General features: G+C 37.9%; 11 protein-coding genes. 7 read left to right on the top strand and 4 right to left on the bottom strand.

Features of this window, described 5'->3' with window-relative positions; translation table 11 throughout:
- Window positions 1-441: 441 nt before the first annotated feature.
- Window positions 442-837 carry a hypothetical protein gene (locus RMY63_RS30700; RefSeq protein ID WP_322732339.1) on the top strand — a complete coding sequence of 132 codons (396 nt, stop codon included), beginning with the start codon at window positions 442-444 and terminating at the stop codon, window positions 835-837.
- Between the two features lie 317 nt (window positions 838-1,154).
- Here the strand turns inward: RMY63_RS30700 and RMY63_RS30705 are convergent, their stop codons facing one another.
- Both RMY63_RS30705 and RMY63_RS30710 read right to left on the bottom strand, forming a co-directional pair.
- Complete coding sequence (locus tag RMY63_RS30705) at window positions 1,155-1,661, bottom strand: N-acetyltransferase (protein ID WP_322732369.1); 507 nt, start codon at window positions 1,659-1,661, stop codon at window positions 1,155-1,157.
- A complete protein-coding gene (locus tag RMY63_RS30710; protein ID WP_322732340.1) occupies window positions 1,661-2,170 on the bottom strand; it encodes a GNAT family N-acetyltransferase in 510 nt (169 codons plus the stop codon). Before RMY63_RS30710 ends, RMY63_RS30705 begins: the two co-directional genes overlap by 1 nt.
- A gap of 106 nt (window positions 2,171-2,276) precedes the next feature.
- Here RMY63_RS30710 and RMY63_RS30715 point away from each other — a divergent pair, with 106 nt between their 5' ends.
- Window positions 2,277-3,170: an isopenicillin N synthase family dioxygenase gene (locus RMY63_RS30715; RefSeq protein ID WP_322732341.1), complete on the top strand. Its 894-nt coding sequence runs from the start codon at window positions 2,277-2,279 to the stop codon at window positions 3,168-3,170.
- Window positions 3,171-3,188: 18 nt separating this feature from the next.
- Window positions 3,189-4,328: an FAD-binding oxidoreductase gene (locus RMY63_RS30720; RefSeq protein WP_322732342.1), complete on the top strand. Its 1,140-nt coding sequence runs from the start codon at window positions 3,189-3,191 to the stop codon at window positions 4,326-4,328.
- A 189-nt stretch (window positions 4,329-4,517) separates the two neighbouring features.
- Here RMY63_RS30720 and RMY63_RS30725 read toward each other — a convergent pair whose 3' ends face one another.
- Window positions 4,518-7,121, bottom strand: coding sequence for a CHAT domain-containing protein (locus tag RMY63_RS30725; RefSeq protein ID WP_322732343.1), 2,604 nt, complete (start codon window positions 7,119-7,121; stop codon window positions 4,518-4,520).
- 348 nt (window positions 7,122-7,469) lie between these two features.
- Here RMY63_RS30725 and RMY63_RS30730 point away from each other — a divergent pair, with 348 nt between their 5' ends.
- A complete protein-coding gene (locus RMY63_RS30730) occupies window positions 7,470-7,952 on the top strand; it encodes a hypothetical protein (protein WP_322732344.1) in 483 nt (160 codons plus the stop codon).
- A 283-nt stretch (window positions 7,953-8,235) separates the two neighbouring features.
- On the top strand, window positions 8,236-11,259 hold the full coding sequence (locus tag RMY63_RS30735; RefSeq protein ID WP_322732345.1) for an S-layer family protein: 3,024 nt from the start codon (window positions 8,236-8,238) through the stop codon (window positions 11,257-11,259).
- A 67-nt stretch (window positions 11,260-11,326) separates the two neighbouring features.
- On the opposite strand, the gene RMY63_RS30740 is transcribed toward RMY63_RS30735, so the two are convergent.
- Window positions 11,327-13,642 carry a proprotein convertase P-domain-containing protein gene (locus RMY63_RS30740; RefSeq protein ID WP_322732346.1) on the bottom strand — a complete coding sequence of 772 codons (2,316 nt, stop codon included), beginning with the start codon at window positions 13,640-13,642 and terminating at the stop codon, window positions 11,327-11,329.
- A gap of 423 nt (window positions 13,643-14,065) precedes the next feature.
- Here RMY63_RS30740 and RMY63_RS30745 point away from each other — a divergent pair, with 423 nt between their 5' ends.
- Window positions 14,066-17,545: a filamentous hemagglutinin N-terminal domain-containing protein gene (locus RMY63_RS30745; protein ID WP_322732347.1), complete on the top strand. Its 3,480-nt coding sequence runs from the start codon at window positions 14,066-14,068 to the stop codon at window positions 17,543-17,545.
- A gap of 11 nt (window positions 17,546-17,556) precedes the next feature.
- Window positions 17,557-20,796, top strand: coding sequence for a filamentous hemagglutinin N-terminal domain-containing protein (locus RMY63_RS30750; protein WP_322732348.1), 3,240 nt, complete (start codon window positions 17,557-17,559; stop codon window positions 20,794-20,796).
- Window positions 20,797-20,809 lie beyond the last annotated feature (13 nt).

The raw sequence follows: 20,809 nt of genomic DNA on the forward strand, positions 1-20,809 counted from the left end.
CATGTCTGGAGTTAGTAACGAACATATTTTTGCCAATCCGGCATGTCTGGAGTGACTAATCAACGTCTTTTAGTAAGTCCGGCATGTTCCAATACTGCTCGGTTTGTGCATTTTTAACTCGGCATTGGGTTTGGGGAAAAGGTTAAAGGGTAAAGGTTAAAGGTTTTTTCTTTCCCCCTTTCCCCTTCCCCCTTTTCCCCTTAACCGACAAGTATTGCGGCATGTTCTGGAGTGACTAATGCTTGTTTTGTAGTTTCGTAGGGTGCGTTATGGACGAAAATCCTAACGCACCGTCCATGATGTTCGGTGCGTTACGCTGGCGCGATAACGCACCCTACCAAACTTATAAATAAAAATTACCATATTTGTGGATTTTGCTGAGCCAAAATTTAGTTTTAGTGGGGCATAGTAATGTTATCAACCTTAAAAGGTAATAGATTTATGTCTCAGAAAAAACGCACATCTCGCGTTCTAGAAAGTGCTGAGTTAAAATTTGCTGGACTCAAAGCAATAAATAGCAATTTGGATATTGGAGATAATTACAATATCGCAAAACTGACACAATTAATTGAAGAGTTACGCACTAAATTAGAAAATTATAATACTATTATCAGCATGATTGACTCTTCCAAAATAGAAATTGAAAAGTTAGAAAAAAATTTGGCTACTTACTGTGAGAATATGCTGATGGGGATTGGCTTTAAATACGGCAGAGACAGCCGTGAATATGAAATGGCTGGGGGAGTTCGTAAAAGTGAAATTCTACGTAAAAGTAGAGCAACTCGGTTAAAAACTGTTGCTAAAAAAGCAGCTAGCCAAAATTCCCAAGTTGTGTAGTCTCCCTAGTAAAAATATAATTGTAGGAACTTACCAATAAAAAAATACACGATTTTTCTTGTGGGGTGGACTTATTGTCCCCCCAAGTTTTCACCATGCCATATGTGATATCAAGTTCGGATAATTACTTATTATTAAAATCTCTTTGCGTCAGTCTTAATGGTAAGTCTTCTACCGAACATGATATGAATACTAGACCTCTTGCAAAAGTTACTTTTGCAAGAGGGGGGAAAGGGAAAAGGTTAAAGGAAAAAGGGTTTTTATTAGCCCTTTCCCCTTTACCCCTTACTCTTTTCCCCACTTCTGCAAGAAGTCTACTATACTTCATCAAATGCAGGTGGATAAACAACTTTTCCCTTACACTTTTTGTGATAACCTTGCAGTGGTTTAACCATGAAAAATTCTTCTGGTACTGGAAAGGGAGATTCTATTCCATAAATCACGGAAGTCTGAAAGCCAAAGCGAGTATAAAATTCTGGATGACCTAGTACAATTACTATGGCTTCTTTGTTTGCTTCGGCTATTTCTAACCCTGCTTTGATTAATGCACTGCCAATTCCTTGTCTTTGAAACTGGGGATAAACTGCTAAAGGTGCTAAACCAAGTACTTGTAATGTTTGTTTGTTCGCCAAATCAATATAGCTAAATAAAATGTGACCGACTACCATACCTTCAATTTCAGCAACTAGCGAAAGTTCTGGAATATAGCGGTCAGAATGGCGAATTCTTTCTACAAGTTTGGCTTCGTTGTCTTGACCAAAAGCTAATGTATTCACCTGTGCTATTGCTGGGTAGTCTGTCAAAGTTTCACAACGGATATTCATCATTTTAAAATCAATTCCATAAAAATCCAGTTCGCTCGATATTCTAACGGAATTTCTGTTTTTTCTAAGTACGGCTCGATATTGTAAAAGCCAAATGCACGATAAAGTGCGTGTGCTTCTTTTGCATAAGGCGCGGTGTCTAAGCGAAGTTTGGAGTAACCAATATCAGTAGCTTCATTGATGATAGCTTGTAATAATGCTCGACCTATTCCTTTTTGGCGGAATTGTGGTTTGACATACATCCTTTTAATTTCGCCAATATCTTGGTTAATGTTTCGCAAGCAAGCACAGCCAGCTATTTGTTCTTCATATTGTCCTAAAAGTAAGCGTCCTGAAGGTAGTAGAAATTCATCGAGTTGGGTGATATATTGCTCGAAGAATGTATTAACATCTATATTGATGTTATATTTTTGGCTAAAGATTAATTTAGTTTCATTAAAATAGTCAAAGAACAGGTTTTTGATATGAGATTTATGTTCTTCATTTTCTACAAGGATAATTTTGAGCAAAGTTTATGCCTCCGCTAGAGAAAACTAAGTTTGAGGTGCGTTAGCCTACGGCATAACACACCCTACTGGCGTGACTACAAATTGTTAACTATATCTTGAATCATTGATGGTTACAATTCCAGTAATTGATTTGGCTGCTTTCATGAATGGCAATGCAACAACTCGGCAAGCTGTTGTGAAAGAAGTTTATCAGGCTTGTCATGAAATCGGTTTTATGTACTTGCAAAATTCTGGTATGTCAAAAGATTTAATTGAGCAAGTATTCACGTATAGTAAATGTTTTTTCAATTTACCTTTAGAAGTTAAGCAAAAGCAAGCTTGGAATGATGAATTTAATAATACAGGATATGTTGCTATTGAGAGAGAACGCCTTGACCCGAATAAACCAGGTGACTTAAAAGAGGCGTTTAATGTCAGCAAAGAAGGTGCTGTGGGTATGGATGCTTGTATTGGGGCTTTTTATGATAGTTGCACAAACCTAGCTAACACAGTTTTGCAAACATTTGCTTTGGCGTTGGACTTGCCAGAAGATTTTTTTACCACAAGGCACAGCCAACATAATCATACCTTGCGATCGCTCCACTATCCCCCATTACAAACACCGCCTAAACCCGGACAAGTGCGTGCAGGGGAACATTCCGATTATGGGAGTATTACTTTACTTTTCCAAGATGATGTCGGCGGGTTGGAAGTACAAACAACAGCAGGAGAATGGATTCAGGCGGCTGCAATTACTGATACTGTTATAGTTAATACTGGTGATTTAATGCAGAGGTGGACAAATCATGTGTTTTGTTCAACTAAGCATCGGGTAATGATTCCTAATGACGACAGAGTAAACCAGTCTCGCTATTCTATGGCTTTTTTCTGTCATCCTAATGATGATGTAGAAATTGCTTGTTTGGAGAGTTGCAAAACAGGAAAATCACCAATTTATCCGTCTATCCTAGCAGGAGAATATCTTTTACAACGGTTACAAGCAACTTATGGTAATTCGTAATTAGGGAAGATATTTAAGATGCAAACTTACGACTGGATTGTGGTTGGCGGTGGGATTACGGGTGCTACGCTTGCTTATGAATTAAGGAAAGCAGGCTTTGGTGTACTTTTGGTGGAAGAATATGAAATACCACAGAATGCAACTCGCTATAGTTATGGTGGACTTGCTTATTGGTCGGGTACTACACCACTAACTCGCCAATTGTGTGAAGATGCGATCGCTCGTTATCATATCCTATCCCAAGAGTTAGACGCTGATATCGAATTTCGGGAATTAGATTTGTTACTAACTATTCCAGCAGCTAGTGACCCAGAAGCGATCGCTGCGTTATATAGTAATTGTGCTGTTGTACCGCGTTTACTGGACGTACAAGCAGCTAGTGAATTGGAACCGCTAATAAATCAACAGGCGATATCTGGCGCTTTAACTGTTAAACACGGTCATATTCATCCACAAAAAACTGCACAAGCTTACATTCAAGCTTTTTTGCGTAGTGGAGGTGAACTCCAAGTTAGCAAAGTATTGCAAATATTGGAAAATGGCGTACAAACCACCAATGCAACTTACCACAGTGCAAATGTCGTCATCTGTGCAGGTGGACTTAGCCGCCAACTATTAAAATCAGCTGGTATTTCCTTGAAGATATATTTTACCCACGCAGAAATAATTGAAACTGCACCAGTTGATATCAGGTTACGCACCTTAGTTATGCCAGCAAATGTGCAACGGTATCAATTAGAAGCCCAATCTACTCAAGTCGAGCAATTGTGGGATGAACCAGGTAATGAACCAGTACCAGCGATTTTAGATGCCGGGGCAATTCAGTTTCAAGATGGTAGTTTGCGTTTAGGTCAAATTAGCCGCGTTCTTACAAATCCTCATGCGGAGGTAAACTCACAAGCGAGTGAACGCTGGTTGCGAGAAAGTGTCGGGGAAGTCTTACCAGCTTTGGGGAATTTACCAGGAACTTGGCATCATTGCTTAGTGGCATTTAGTAACAATCAATTTCCTTTAATTGGTACTGTTCCTGGATTTGAAAGCATTCATGTATTTTCTGGATTTAGTAACCCCCTGGTAATCGTACCACCCTTAGCAGAGCGCTTTGCTAAATTTGCAACTGGCAAGGAAGATACAATTATTAGAGAAATAATTAATTAGGGCTGACGCAAAGATGGGGAGACGCGGGGACGCGGAGAGTTTTAAATTATTAAGGCATAGGCGTAGGTTGGGTTGAGGAACGAAACCCAACATCCAAAAACCTTGCATTCTTGGGTTTCACTCCGTACCCCTAAGGGGAACTAAGGTACAACCCAATCTACACTCTGTTCCCTGTTCCCTACTCACCGATTACAGCCAATTTCCAATCAGAATAAATGGTGCCCAATAATAAGGGTGATTATATTGGATATCAATCTCTGTTTCTTTGGCATTAATCAGTTTCAATTGAGCAATTTGTAAAGCTTGTGCTTTACTCATTTTTGATTCACGTAATTTACTATAAAACTCTGCCACTAAATTAGCTGTAGACTCATCCCCCACAGACCATAGTGAAGCCATTGCACTTTTAGCACCAGCTTGTAACGCCACACCTGCTAATCCTAAGGTTGACCTATCATCACCAACTGCTGTTTGACAAGCGGTTAGTGCTAATAATTCAACTAAGTTAGAACTATTATTAGTTTGACGTAGCAATGTTTCTAGTTGATTAATTGTGAGTTTGTCATTATTTCCTGTGACTAAGAATGTATCTTCTGCAATTGTGCCGAATTGTGCGTGAGTTGCAACGTGAATAATTGGATAAGATGTGTTTTGAATTTCTTGTTCTAAATTGCTAATTGTAAATTCCTGATTTTCTAACTTTTTAGTATTTGCAAATAGTTCTTGCACTGCCTTTGTTTCTAGAGGAACATTCGTTAATGCTTCAAATAATTTATCGTCGATTTTTGCTTCTTGACTGACAGCTAAAATTAAGGCTCTACTTGATTTAATATTAACTTTTTGTGTCGAGGTTAATTGTAAGCTGGGAGTACTAGCGATCGCATATTTTTCGATCAAATATTTTTTGTCTTTTTTATCATAAAGTGCAGCCATCGGCACATTACGCAAAAAGCTATCTTGGATAAATACTAAAGTTGTAATTTTGTTAGCACTTAAATCATCCTCAAAGGGACGGATGATTAATTCATAGAGATTTTCTGCATCTTTAGTATTATAATTAACATCTCGTTTCCCTCGAACTAACCCAGTGTAAAAGTTTGTAATCTCCTGGCGAAGAGTTTCCTGATTTTTATCTATCCATTGCAAATGTCTTTCTTGATTAGGTAAAATCAAGATAACTCCTGTCTTACCTTTAAGAACTATTGAACTAATAAATGCAGTATTGTCCTCTACGACCTCGGTAACATTTTTGTTATTAATTGCTGTTAAAATACAATCATTACCAAAGTAATTTTGAATTTCTGCTAATCTGAGGGAATTTATTGTAGTTAAGGCAGCATTTAAGGCTGGACTACTCAGTTGTTTATTACTAGTATTACTTGCTGAGGCAAATTCTAATTGAAGTTGTGCTAGCTGACGATAAACAGGCTCAATAATATCACGAAAATCAAACTGAAAATCACGGTCTGCAATCAGAATGTCGCTGCGTAACTCTTCTAGAATATTGTATGCTCTTTGATAAAAAGGAAGTGCCTCAATATTTCTATTCTGTGCTTCTAAAACTCTTCCCGCTTGCCATTCCCATAAATATAAGCTATCTTTAGCTTTTAATTTTTGATCTGCTAACCAAATTGCCTTATTAGTTAATTCCCAAGCTTGTTGATATTTTTTTTCTTGGCACTCATAGAAATGACCAAGCGCTCCTAAAGCATAAGATTCAGAACGAGAGTCTTGCAATCTCTGAGAAATATTTATAGCTTTATTAAATAATTCCTTTGCTTGCGCGTTTGGTAATTTTAGCTTTGCCAAACATTGAGTTAATGGTGAAGTTAATTCCTCATCGACAGCAGGCAAATTTGCTAAATTGATCGCTGCATACACTTTATTCATAGAATCGGGTAATTTATCCAACAGTTCCAAAGATTCTTGAATATTTTCTTGCAACTGATTTTGAGGTATTAAACTGATTGTTTTGGAGTGGTAAAAAAGCTGAATCAGATTAAGCAGACTTCGGATTTCACCAGATTTATTATCTTGTTGACGAGCTTCTTTGAGACTTGATTGGAAATATTCTAGCGCTTGCTGATAATCATTTTTGGCCTTTTGTTGGAATTCCCTTGCTTTAGAAATACTTTGTTGTTGAGCCGATTTTGTACGTAGATTCCAAAGTTGGGCGCGACTGGCGTGAGCATTACCTAAACTATTTAAGATTGCAAAATTATATGTTTGATTGTTAGTCTTTTTAGCAGCTTCTAGATATTGAATTGCTACATCATAATTACCTCGAAGGCGATAAGCTTCGCCAAGACTTCCTAATGCTGCAATTTCCCCTGCTTTATCTTGTTGTTCTGAAGCTATTTTTAATGCACTACCTTGCTGACATGCTAGATTTTCGATATTTTTGGCATCAGAGACACCGCATAAAAAATTAATTGCCTTTCCTGTTTGTCCAAAACTACTGTAAGCTTGTGCTATTTCTGTTAATATTCGCCCTACTTTCTGCCAGTTTTGTTGAGAACGATAGTAATTATTAACTTGCTCCCAATAACTTAGAGCTTGCTCATTTTCACCCAGTTGTTGATAAGTTCGTGCTAAATTTTCATTGGCGATCGCCACATTATTATAGTTCTTTTTTTGTGTATATAACTCTAAAGCTGCTTTCCAAGATTGAATTGCAGCCCGAAAGTTTCCTGCTTGATAACTTTCAACACCTTTGTTAACTAATTGATCGGCATCAGGAGCTTGAGCTTGGACTAACTTGCCGATACTTAGTTGGGGACTTGTCAATTGCACATTATTCAACCATACACAAAGGGTGAAACTGACAAAAAATAAAATTGTTAACCAATAATGAGTAGTTGATTTAGAAAATTTTTTGATCACGGGAAAACAAAGGTTAATAGTGATTATAAATAAGCTTATTACAAATAAAATCAGATGAGTTGTATATTTGTCAACTCATTGCAAAAATATTTACGTAAGTAATTAGCCATAGCAAATTTCAGGCATATTGGCTATGTAGTTTTCTGCAATTGCTACAACATTATTAAGTATTATTCAGATTTTATTTATGAAGTAAATATATAAGAGGTAAAAATTACTTTCTCACAAATCATGATGAATAAATTGCACAAATTACTCATGACTACCACAGTCATAATATTCTTTAGTGGCATTCCCTTTGGTGAAACACTAGTTCAAGCGCAAGAAGCAGCATATCTGCAATGCATTAAAGAATATACTAATTTAGGTATCTCAGCAGATGCGGCATTAGCTGAATGTCAAAAAACTAGTTTGGCTGAGTGTGTTCAACGTTTAATTACTCAAAAATATGTGGCTAAATCAGTATCAGAATCTAATGGACGTTACTTAATTGATTTGGGTGCAAGTGAGACAACATGGCTAGAAGGTAACGGATGGAGAAGCAAAAAATGTAGCCCTAACACAGAAGGGGCATCTAAAAAACAAACCCAGCAATTTGTGTCAGGAACTTCGACCGAAACCGTTCTCTATGAGTGGTTTAGACAGGGCTGGTGCAAAGAACCACAAATAGATTTAGGCCAAAGTTACTCTGTTGATGAAGCAAAAACAATTTGTGAATTGGGTTTGCAGCCAAAAGAATAAAGTGCGATCGCTCTTTAACCGATTTATTATAAATCAGCGATCGGCGCATTTAAGTAAGTCGCCGATAAAAGTTCAATCTAGGTGAATAAATATAAATTCGATGTCAGGTGTGTTGTCAGATAGCGCAACGCACCTTGAATTGTTGACGGTGCGTTAGCCTACGGTATAAAGTACCATACTTCAGATTTATTAATTCTGAATTCTGCTATATTTACATGTCATTTGAAACAAGCTACTATTTTTACGTCTTTAATTACACCGTTAAAGGCGGTTAACTAGAATTGTGACTAACCAATATTATTCAAAATTGCGCTTATCTTTTGGACTAATCCTGAGCTTTGCTTTGACAACTAATATTAGCGTCTTAGCTCAAGTCACAGCCGATCAAACCTTGGGAACACAAGTTATAGATAATGGGCCATTTTCTTTTATTGAAGGTGGAACAACTGTTACTAATACAAATCTATTCCATAGTTTTAGCAGTTTTAGTATTCCTAATGGCAGTGGGGGAATTTTTCTCAATGATTCCAATATTATCAATATATTTGCGCGAGTAACTGGTGGGACAACATCTGATATTCAAGGATTGATTTATGCCCAAGGTGCTGCTAATTTATTTTTGATAAATCCCAATGGTATTATCTTTGGAGAAAATGCCCGATTAAATATCGGTGGTTCTTTTGTAGCTACCACAGCTAATGCAATTCAATTTCCTGGCGGGGCTGAATTTTCTTTAACTTCACCAGTTGCACCAGACAATACTTTACTCAGTATTAATCCTACAGCATTTCTGTTTAACCAAATTGCTGCCCAAGGTGTCAACTCAATTGAAAATCAGGGGATTTTGAGAGTTAATGACAATAAAAGTTTAATATTACTTGGTGGTCGTGCGTCATCTACACCTGAATCTACAGGCCAAATTCTAATGGATGGAGGGCAGGTTATAGCACCAGATGGCAGAGTCGAGATTGGTGGATTAACTGCACCTGGAACAGTAGGACTGAATATTGATGGCAACAATTTCAGCCTGACTTTCCCTGATGATGTAGCAAGAACAGATATCTCACTTGAAAATCAATCTCTCGTTGCTGTTTTTGGTGCAATTGGCGGTGATATTGTAGTGAATACCAATAATCTTAAATTACTTAATAGCAATATTTATACAGGTAGAACTAACCCAGGTTCATCTCAAATTCAAGGAGGTGATATTTTAATTAATGCTAATGGAATTGTTAGCTTAGAAAATGGAAGTCTTATTGGTAATATAGGAGTAGAAACAGGCAACACAGGAAATATTAACATTACTGCCGAATCATTAGAAATTATAAGTAGTGGAATTTTTGCAGATGCAATCAATAGTAACACAAATCCTATTGATATCAAAGTTAAGGATACAATTACTTTGTCTGGGGAAAATAGTACAATCAACAATCAAGGTATTGGTGGTATTAATATTCAGGCAAAAAATATTTTACTTCAAGACACTAGCTCTTTATCAAGTAGAACGGGGAATGTGAATATTCAAGCCGATGAATCAATTATTTTGAATAATCAAGCTTATATTGATACAAGTAGCTTAGAACTAGAAAATACGGGTAATTTATCAATTATTACTAATCTTTTGAGTCTGAATAATGATTCTAATATATCAGCAATTAACATTCAAGGGACGAATGCAGGAAATATAAATATTAAAGTTACAGAACTGAATGCAGAAGATAATTCTTCTATTTTTGCTTTTAGCGCTAATTCACCTACAAGAGGTAATGGAGGTGATATTACTATTGATGCAGAACAAATATTATGGAATAGTAGTAAAGAAATAAATGCTGCAAGCGATACTGGTAATGCAGGCGATATAACTATTAATACTAACTTTTTACAGTTAACAGATGGAGCTATCAATACTGCAAGCTTTGGTACAGGTAATGGAGGGAAGATTCTTGTTAACAGCAAAAATAGTGTAGTTCTTAATAATGCTGATATTTCTAGTGAGATCAGAGAAGGTGGGGCGGGTAATGCCGGTGATATTACAATTCAGACATCAAGATTAAATTTAAGTAATGGCAGTCAAATTATTGCAGGTATTAGTGGGTCAACACAAAATCTTCCTGGAGGGCAAGGTAAAGGTGGAAATATTCTCATTAATGCTGCGGATGCTGTAATAATTTCTGGAACTAATGCTAATGGATTTCCTAGCTTATTATCGACTCAAACCGATAGAGGAAGTGTTGGTCAGGCAGGAGATATTGTAGTTAACACAGATTATTTTCGCTTAGAAAACAACAGCAGTGTAACGGCAGATACTAAAAATTCTAATAATGGAGGTGATATCACCATTAATGCTCGTGTATTTGAAGCATTTACTGGAGGGCAAGTTTTTACAACAACCAACAGTAGCGGCAATGCTGGTAATATCACTATCAATGCTACAGATGAAATTACTATTTATGGCTTAGTCAGTGGTATATTTACAACTACAACAGCAAACTCTATTGGTAATGGGGGGACAATATATTTATCCACAAATAACTTAAATCTAGCTAATGATGCTAGAGTTTTTGCACGCAGTGAAGGAGAAGGTATTGCAGGCGATATTAATATTATTGCTAAAGGTAATTACAGTGCGAATAATAGTTTAGTCAGCGCAAATTCTGAAAAATCAAGCGGTGGCGATATCAATATTATTGCAAGAAATATTAGTCTACGCAACAATAGTGATATTCGTACTGACTTATCTACAGGGCAAGCAACTGGAGGTGATATCAGCCTCAATGCTGACACCATTATCGTTTTAGAAGATAGCGACATTCTCGCTTTTGCACCAGAGGGTCAAGGCGGTAATATTACTTTTAACACTCGTGCTTTATTTAGTGATTCTCTCTATAACCCTACACAAACATTAGCTGATAGAAATAGTCTTCAGTCACTAAATAATAATAATCGTTCTGACATTAATGCTACTGGTGTAATTTCTGGTAATATCATCGGTGTGCCTGATATCACTTTTATCCAAAACAGCCTGACAGAATTACAAGATAATCCCATTGATACTAATGCGCTGATTGCTAATATTTGTATCGCCCGTAGTCCCAAGCAAGAAGGTACTTTTTTAATCACAGGTGTTGGTGGTTTACGATCTCGTCCTGGGGATGCTTCAGCTTCAACTTATCCTACAGGTGATGTACAGAATGTTGCCAATGATAGTGTAACTAGTCAGTGGAAAAAGGGTGACTTGATTATTGAACCAGAAGGAGTGTATCGACTAGCAAATGGACAATTAGTGATGAGTCGAGAGTGTCGCTGAGGATTAAGCACATTAGGGCAGGCAAGATGCCTACCCCACAAGATAATGATTTATTGATTAAAAATCTTTAAGCAGCGACGAAAATATCTGCGTTGGTTAGGGACAATCCAGTGTTAAGTGTAGCAATTTGGATTTTAGCGATCACTCCTGTACCATCTTGGTCGAAGAACAGAGAACCGTTGCCTTTATCATAAAGAAATCTTTGGCTAGCTGTACTTGCTGCTGAACCGAGGAAAAATTGACTAGCAGCGATGGCGGCACCAGCAACTAACCCGCCACCAAAAGCAGCCCTAGAGACGGCAATCGTATCATCAATGACGCTAAAATCAGTAATTTTGTCGATTCCTTCAGTGCGAAAGTTGAATGTAAAGCGATCGCTGCCACTACCACCAGTTAGTGTATCGTTCCCAGTACCACCAACAAGGACATCATTACCAGTACCACCAATTAGTGTATCGTTACCACCGCCGCCAGTTAGGGTATCATTCCCCGTACCCCCATCCAGAAAATCGTTGCCAATGCCAGCTGTTTGAACTGTAAATTGCAGCGACCAACTATTGAGCGTACCAGCAACTGCAATTTCATCATCTCTGACTTCTAGTTTCCATGTGCCATTGGGGTTTTTATTGTCAAAAGCAGATAGCAGCCCTTCTGGTTTGAAACTTCCGCTAAAAGGCGCAGTCCCAAGTGTAATTGATGTTGCTGCTTCATCATCCAATGTCGTGTTAGTAAAATTAATGTTACTACCGCCGACATCAGTAAACAATTCCACGCGAGTCCCTGTTGGACTAATCAGAAAAACATCTAGATCAGAATCCCAGTTGTGCTTAATATTTAAAGTGACGTTGACATCAGCAATCGATGTCGGTAAACCACTGACGGCTAAACTAGATGTAATTGTAGACAAGTCAGGGATACTAACAGGAGAGTTATTGCTAAAGGTTTTGGTTTCGTTAGTAGCTCCATCACCAACTAGACTATCATTCCCAGCACCACCATATAGTGTGTCATTGCCAGCGCCGCCATTGAGTTGATTGTTAGCACCGTTACCTGTAATTGTGTTGTTGAGATTGTTACCAGTGCCGTTGATTGCAGATGTGCCTGTGAGAATCAGATTTTCTAAATAAGCTGGACCTAAGTTAAAGTTGTAGGCAGACTCAACTGTGTCTGTACCTTCATTAAGGTATTCATAGATACTGTAGTAACTATCGCCATTGATTATATAGCGATCGTTGCCAGTGCCCCCATACAAAGTATTATTGCCAGTACCGCCATTGAGGGTATCATTACCAGCGCTGCCATAAAGCGTGTCATTCCCCGCGCCACCTACAAGACTGTCATTTCCAGCTTTGCCATCAATGAGATCGTTTCCGCCTTCCCCAGACAGATAATTGTTGTATTCATTTCCTGTTAAACTGTCATTAAAGTTACCTCCTATGGCATTTTCAATCACAGATATACCGCCTTTGGAATTAGCGATGGTAAATCCGCCTTTAATACCAACAACTCGACTAAGAAAGCCACCAGCACCAGGATCGTTATTCGCCAAAGTTGCATTATTCAAGTCAATAATTACTGAATTAGTTGCCCCTTGACCAGATATTGTATCTGTTCCGCCTGCATCCCAAATACAAGACCAATAGGTTCCAACGCCATTAAAAGTAGGAAGCGAATAAACATTATTACCTGTATTGTATGACTTATTAATACCGTAAATATGTTGGATAGCTGCAATATCAAATGCCATTGGCCCCGCAGCATAACCCCAATTTGTTTCATACCCAGGAGAATAGGGACTTTGAATATCAACGTAAGACATGACTGTGGTGACAAACTGATTAAGGGCGTAGTCACCAAAATCTCCAGAGTAATCAACACCAGGAAAAATAGAAGAAGTTCCGCCTTCATCGTGGGGATGAGCTAATCCCAAAGCATGACCAATTTCGTGAACAAAAGTATAGTAAGAATAGCCACCAACTGCTAAAGCAGCATCAGGATTGTATTGGTAAGGTTCCCAGTTAACTAAAACATCTCCTTCTGCAAGAAAATCGAAAGATTCTCCTGGTGGGCTTGCTATACCTAGTACGCCATCGCCAAAAAGAGAAGAATCAACAACATGAAAGGTTAACTCAGCTTGAGAATCGTTAAAACCAGAATATTCTAGTTGGAAGTTAGCTACATTTGACCAAGCTTTGATTGCATTAGTAAAGGCATTTATTTCAGCATTGTCGAAGAAATAATCCCAAGATTTGTTATCAACAAAAGAATAGGTCAGTTTTCTATTGTCGTTTTCAATTTTCCAACGACTACCCCATAGTAAACCGTCTACGTAGGCTAAACCAGTTTTAGGAACACCAGTAGCAGAACCAACAAAAGTAGACATTTGTTTCTCCTTTTCGCAATCAAAATGAGAGTAAAAATAGTAGTCAGCTTTGATTTCTGAGCTTACTTATAGAATTAGGGAATAGGAAATAAAGCTGAGAAACCAAGGAACAAAATATAGAGTAAGAAAAGTACGAAAATTATTCGCTCAGGTTTCATGCAGTGTTATATGCATAATTGTGTATGGCAGATTGCAGAAAACTGCATTGTAATTTAACTGGTGATATGCAAAAGATTATGCATTAGTCTGGATTTCGTGAAAAATAGCGATCGCTCCAACAGAAATACTAGTTAATAGCACAATCTCTGGTAATATGATTGCGGTATCTGATACAGCCCTACTTAATTATTCGTAACCAATAAGATCCCCGACTTTTTGGATAAGTCGGGGATCTGAGCCTATAAATTTACATAAATTTAAGCCATGATTAATCAATCTTATTTAAATTGGTATTGGCGCTTAGGGCTATCAATTACTTTAAGTTTTATAACAAACCTCAGTGCCTTAGCTCAAGTAACACCTGACCAAACTTTGGGAACACAAGTTACAGATATTGGCTTGGGTTCTTATATTTCAGGTGGCACAACAGTTGGCAATACAAACCTATTTCACAGTTTCAGCAGTTTTAGCGTTCCTAATGATGGCGGAGCAATTTTTCTTAACGATTCCAACATTAGTAATATCTTTGCACGAGTAACTGGTGGAACAGCATCTAATATTCAAGGATTGATTTATGCCCAAGGTGCTGCTAATTTATTTTTGATGAATCCCAACGGCATTATTTTTGGAAAAAATGCCCAGTTAAATATTAGTGGTTCATTTGTAGCTACCACAGCTAATGCAATTCAATTTCCTGGCGGTGCAGAATTTTCCTTAACTTCTCCAGTTACACCCAATAATTCATTACTCAGCGTCAATCCTACAGCATTTTTATTTAATCAAATTGCTAACCAAGGGGCAAACTCAATAGAAAATCGTGCGATTTTGGCGGTTCCCAATAATAAAAGTTTAATCCTACTTGGCGGTCGCATCTCACCTACACCTGAATCTACAGGACAAATTCTAATAGATGGAGGACAACTCGCCGCGTTAGACGGTAGGGTAGAGATTGGTGGGTTAACTGCACCAGGAATAGTAGGACTTAATGTTAATGACAACAACTTAAGCTTGACTTTTCCTGATGGTGTGGCGAAAACAGATATCTCACTTGTAAATCAATCTGTGGCTATTGCTACTGGTGCTGGTGGTGGTGATATTGTAGTTAATGCTAATAATTTGAATTTAGAAAATTCTAGTTATTTCTTCACTGGTATAAATCAAAATCAAGGAACTTCTGACACCAAAGCAGGTGATATTGTAGTTAATGCTAGTGGAGTTGTAACACTCAATGAAAATAGCATTTTTGGAAATATTGCTTTAGGTATTGGAGATAGTGGTAATATCAATGTTAGTGCGCGATCGCTAAAAATGAATAGTGGTAGTATTCAAGCAATTGCCACAGAGGGTAATTCAGGAATTGTTAATATCAAAGTTGAAGATACAGTTTCCCTATCTGGAACAAACGCTAGTGGTTTCGGTAGTTTGATTGCAAGCGCGGTTCAACCACGTGACACCTCTATATCTACAGAACAAACCTTTTCAGGAACGCCAACCTACGGGAGAAGCGGTGGTATTGATATCCAAGGACGAAATCTTTTGCTCACAGATGGTGCTTTAATAAGTGCTACGAACATTTTTGCAAATGATTCTGGAGATATTAAAATTCAGGCTTTTGATACAATTAATTTGAACAATTTTGCAGCAATATTGTCTATAAGTTCTGATGGAAAAGGAAATGCAGGTAATTTATCGATTACTACCAATTATTTGAATTTGGAAAACCAGTCTCAAATCTCAGCTAATACTCTTGGTGGTAACGGTGGCGATATGAATATTGCGGCTCAGAGTATTAGTTTAGATAATTCTTTTATTTCTGCATCTGCTAATTCTTCTTCTGAAGTTATATCTAATGTCGGTGATGCTGGCAATATAAATATTAAAACTGGAAGACTTACTTTAACAAATTATGGAACTATACTTTCTGTTTCTGGAGAACCAGAACCAGGCGAAACAATTGGACGTGGCGGAGATATTAATATTACAGCCACTGATTTAATAGAAATCGATCCTAAAGGTTCAACAGATAGAATTACTGGTATTTCTGCCACAACTTTTAGCAATAGTCGTGCAGGTGATGTAACACTAGACACTAAAAATCTCCTGGTGAGAAATGGCGGTTATATCACAGTAGGAGCTATTAATAATTTGGGTGGTGATGCAGGTAATATTACTATCAATGCATCAGATTCTATTGATTTAATTAGCTCAAACGCTAATTTTCGTAGTTTAATCTCTACACAAGTTCAACCTGTAGGTAATGGCGGTGATATAACAATTAATACTAAACGTTTGCAGTTAACAAATGGAACTATCAGCGCTGGAACTTTTGGCAAGGGTAATGCTGGTGATATCTTTATTGCCAGCAATGATAGGGTTGTTGTTGACAACGGTATAATCGATAGTCGCGTAGGAGCAGGCGGAGTTGGTAATGCTGGAGATATTAAAATTCAGACACGAAAGCTAACTTTAACTAACGGTGGTGCTATTAGTACTTTAATTGCTGAAGCAACGGGAAATTTGCCTGGTGGACAAGGTAAGGGTGGAAGTATCCGCATTGATGCTGCTGATGCAGTAACTATTTCAGGAACTAATATAAATGGAAATGCAAGTGGAATATCAACCGAAACCCAAAGTGGGGCGCTTGGTCAAGGTGGAGATATCATAATCAACACAGATTATTTCCGTCTAACAGACAATGCTTTTGTATCAGCAGCAACTAGTAATTCTAGTAACAGCGGTAATATAACTTTGAATACTCGTGTATTTGAAGCATCAAATGGTGGATTGATAACTACAGGAACTGTTGACAGTGGTAAATCTGGTGACATTACTATCAATGCCGCAGATAGTATCACTATCTCTACCAACTCAGATAATATCACTGGCTTATTTGCAGGTACTAGTTCTACTGGAAACGGCGGAACAATATTCTTATCTACAACTAACTTTAATTTATTTACAAGCGATTTAAACTTACCTAATAACGTTGCTGGAGTTTCTACAAGGAGTAATGGAAGAGGTGTTGCAGGCAATATTAATATTACTGCTAAGGATAATTTTAGGGCAAATAATAGTTTAGTAAACGCACAATCCGAACAAGCAGGCGGTGGTAGCATCAATATCACTGCGAGAAACATTCGCTTACTTAATAACAGCGACATCCGCACCGATTTATCTACAGGTGAAGGTAGTGGAGGTAATATTACCCTCAATGCCAACACTATTATTGCCTTAGAAGATAGCGATATTCTCGCCTTTGCGCCAGAAGGTCAAGGTGGTAACATTACTTTTAACACTCGTGCTTTGTTAACTTCACCACTATATCGCCCTACACAAACTTCAACTGATATAAATACCCTTCAGTCATTAAATAATAACGATCGCACCGATATCAACGCCAGCGGTGCAATATCTGGTAATATCATCGGTGTGCCCGATATTACTTTTATCCAAAATAGCATCACAGAATTACAATCTAATCCCATTGATACTAATGCGCTAATTGCTAATAGTTGTATTGCTCGTAGTGCAAAGCAAGAAGGTACTTTTTTAATTACAGGTGTTGGTGGTTTACCTGCTCGTCCTGGGGATGCTTCAGCTTCAACCTATGCCACAGGTAATGTGCAAAATGTTACTAATGATAATGCAAGACATCAGTGGAAAAAAGGCGACTTGATTATTGAACCCCAAGGAGTGTATCGACTAGCAAACGGACAATTGGTTATGAGTCGAGAATGTGGTTGAGGCTAAGACGAATGGAACTGAAATTTATAATAAACATTTCTCAAAAATCATTGCAGACACGGTTTAATTTATTGGGCTGTGTTGCATTACAAATGTTATTTTTTAGCAACTGTGTTTTTGCCCAAAGTAACATTATACCGGATAATACTTTAGGTAGCGATCGCTCCATCGTCACACCTCTAGACACCACCAACAACTTACCAGTTGACTTAATCGATGGTGGCACAGTTCGTGGCATCAATTTATTTCACAGCTTCCAAGAATTTAATGTCAGCGAAGGACGAGCAGCATACTTCTTAATTAATAACTCTGACATTCAAAATGTCTTAACTCGCGTTACAGGTAAAAACCCCTCAGAAATTTTCGGGACTCTGGGTATAATTAGCGATTCTAACCCGAATTTATTTCTAATTAACCCCAATGGTATTATCTTTGGCCCCAACGCTAGTTTAGATGTGGGGGGTTCATTTGTTGCCACAACTGCTAATGGCGTTAATTTGGGACAAACGGGTATATTCAACGCTTCCGAACCTGCCAAAAGTAATTTACTCAGCATCCAACCTTCAGCATTATTTTTTAATGCTGTTAACAACCAAGCAGAAATTATTAACAATTCTAGGGCTATATCTACAGTATTGGGTTCTGCGTTGAATGGCAATCCTCAACGTCAGATATCAGGATTAACAGTACTTGATGGCAAAGATTTATCACTTATGGGGGCAAATGTAATTTTGGATGGAGGGTTTATATATGCTCCTGGTGGGCGGGTTGAATTGGGAGGTTTGACAGAACTAGGAATAGTTAATTTAGATTCTACAGGTTGGCGTTTTCCTGATAATGTAGCACGAGCAGATGTATCCCTTGCAAATAGCTCTTCTGTTTTTATGGCATCTGGCGGTGGAGGTAGTATTGCTGTTAACGCCCGCAATTTTAATCTTGCAAGCGGAAGCAGTTTCATCGTAGGTATCAATCGAGGTTTAGGAAATATTAATAGTTTCACAGGAAATATTGAAATTACTGCTACCGATAACGTGACTATTGAGGGTACAAATTCGTCTACGACTGGAATTATCAATGCAATACAAGGTACTGGGAATGCGGGAGATATAGTTATCAATACAGGTAATTTTGAAATTATTGGTAATGCCTTAATAGGTTCCTTCACTGCTGGAAAAGGTAATGCTGGAAATATTGATATTCGAGCTAGAGACAAAGTGACAATTTCGGGAATTGGTTCAGAAAGTTCAATTAGTAGCTCTGTTGGAGAAACAGCTGAAGGTAGGGGAGGAAATATTACTATCCAGACAAAAACTTTTGCTTTAAATAATGGTCAAATTAGCGCCAATAGTTTAGGACGCGGGAATGCAGGTAATATTCAAATAAATGCTGCTCAATCTTTTAGCATTAAAAATGCACAAATAGCAACTAGTAATTTTGGACAAGGAGATGCAGGAAATATCACAATAGAAGCAGAAAAGGCGGATATTGTATTTGATTCAAGTCTAATATCCAGCGGTGCGGGGGGAAGTGTATTATCAGGAACCATCACTAGTGGTCAAGCTGGTGATATTGTAATAAAAGGGCGATCGCTTTCTTTAACTAACAACATTATTCAAACTACTACCGTAGGACAGGGAAACGCAGGAAATATAATTTTAGACATACAAGATAATGTTTCTTTCGCAAATAGTTTTATCGTTGGTGTAGTTGCTGATTCAGCTACTGGTCAAGGTGGTAATGTTACTATTGAATCTGGTTCCCTTTCTCTAACTGATGGTTCGGAAGTGAATGTTAGCACAGCAGGTAAAGGCGATGGAGGAAAGATATTTATCAATACGGGTTTGCTAGAACTTACTAATAATTCATTCATCGGTTCTAACACTCTTGGAGAAGGAAATGCTGGCAATATAACTATCCAAGCTAGAGATAAAATCTCAATTTCAGGAAACGATAATCAAAGTGGAATAACTAGTAGTGTTGGAGAGTCAGGTATCGGTAACGGAGGAGATATTGATATCCAAACAGGTTCGCTCTTATTAAATAACGCTTTTATTTTTACAGGTAATCTCGGAGCAGGAAAAGCAGGTAATATCCGCATCAATGCTTCTAATTTGATTTCTGCAAGCGGTAACAATTCTGCGATAGCAACTTCTACCGCCGCAGAGGAAAATGCAGGAAATATAACTATCGAAGCAAAAAATGCCTCTGTTTATTTTGAAGGGACTGTGGTACAAAGCGTTGCAGGAAGCAATTCACAAGGGAAGGTAAGCGATGGTGAGGGTAAGGGAGGCGATATCACAATTAAAGCGCGATCGCTTTCTTTAAGCAACGATGCTTATCTACAAAGCAGCGCTTTCGGACAAGGAAATGGAGGCAATATATTTCTAGAAGTGCAGAATGATATATCGTTAAGCAACTCTTTCATAGATAGTGGAGTGGTAGATACAGCTACTGGTAAAGGTGGTGATATTAATATTCAGGCTGACTCGCTTTTTTTGACAGACAACTCTTTTGTAAATAGCAGCAGTACTGGTAAAGGAAATCCAGGTAATATATCTATTAAACTTGGTAATACATTACGTAGCAATAACAGTACAATAGGTACAGCTAGCACACAATCTTCAGGTGGCGCTATTAATATCACAGCGACAGATATACGGCTGCGCGGTGATAGCGATATTCGTACAAATGTCCTCAGTGGTGCAGGTGGTGGTGGTAATATTACCCTTACTGCTAATACCATCATTGCCTTAGAAGACAGCGACATCTTAGCATTTGCTAGTGATGGTAGAGGCGGCGATATTACTTTTAACACCCAAGCATTTTTAAGTTCTTCACTCTACCGTACCCAAGCTCAAACAGGCGATAGAGCAAATTTGAGAACAGAATTAGAGGGAAATAATCGCGCCGATATCAACGCCAGTGGTGCAGTTTCTGGTAATATCATCGGTGTGCCTGACATCACCTTTATCCAAAACAGCCTCACGGAATTACAAGATAATCCTATTAATACTAATGCGCTAATTGCTAATAGTTGCATTGCTCGCAGTTCCAAGCAAGATGGTACTTTTTTAATTACAGGCGTTGGTGGTTTACCTACTCGTCCTGGCAATGCTTCCGCTTCCACCTATTCCACAGGTGATGTACAAAATATTAGTAATCAGTGGAAAAAAGGCGACTCAATTATTGAACCTGAAGGTATTTATCGACTAGCGAATGGTGAATTAATAATGAGCCGAAAGTGTCGTTAAAAAGTACAGTTCG

Origin of the sequence: Nostoc sp. ChiQUE01b (assembly GCF_034531255.1) — a bacterium.
In the GTDB taxonomy this organism is placed as follows: domain Bacteria; phylum Cyanobacteriota; class Cyanobacteriia; order Cyanobacteriales; family Nostocaceae; genus Nostoc.

What these genes read in the sequence shown, in the direction of transcription:
- RMY63_RS30705 (WP_322732369.1), bottom strand. Translation starts at nt 1,661, where the DNA reads ATGAATATCCGTTGTGAAACTTTGACAGACTACCCAGCAATAGCACAG.
- RMY63_RS30730 (WP_322732344.1), top strand. Translation starts at nt 7,470, where the DNA reads ATGACTACCACAGTCATAATATTCTTTAGTGGCATTCCCTTTGGTGAA.
- RMY63_RS30750 (WP_322732348.1), top strand. Translation starts at nt 17,557, where the DNA reads ATGGAACTGAAATTTATAATAAACATTTCTCAAAAATCATTGCAGACA.
- RMY63_RS30700 (WP_322732339.1), top strand. Translation starts at nt 442, where the DNA reads ATGTCTCAGAAAAAACGCACATCTCGCGTTCTAGAAAGTGCTGAGTTA.
- RMY63_RS30715 (WP_322732341.1), top strand. Translation starts at nt 2,277, where the DNA reads ATGGTTACAATTCCAGTAATTGATTTGGCTGCTTTCATGAATGGCAAT.
- RMY63_RS30720 (WP_322732342.1), top strand. Translation starts at nt 3,189, where the DNA reads ATGCAAACTTACGACTGGATTGTGGTTGGCGGTGGGATTACGGGTGCT.
- RMY63_RS30740 (WP_322732346.1), bottom strand. Translation starts at nt 13,642, where the DNA reads ATGTCTACTTTTGTTGGTTCTGCTACTGGTGTTCCTAAAACTGGTTTA.
- RMY63_RS30745 (WP_322732347.1), top strand. Translation starts at nt 14,066, where the DNA reads ATGATTAATCAATCTTATTTAAATTGGTATTGGCGCTTAGGGCTATCA.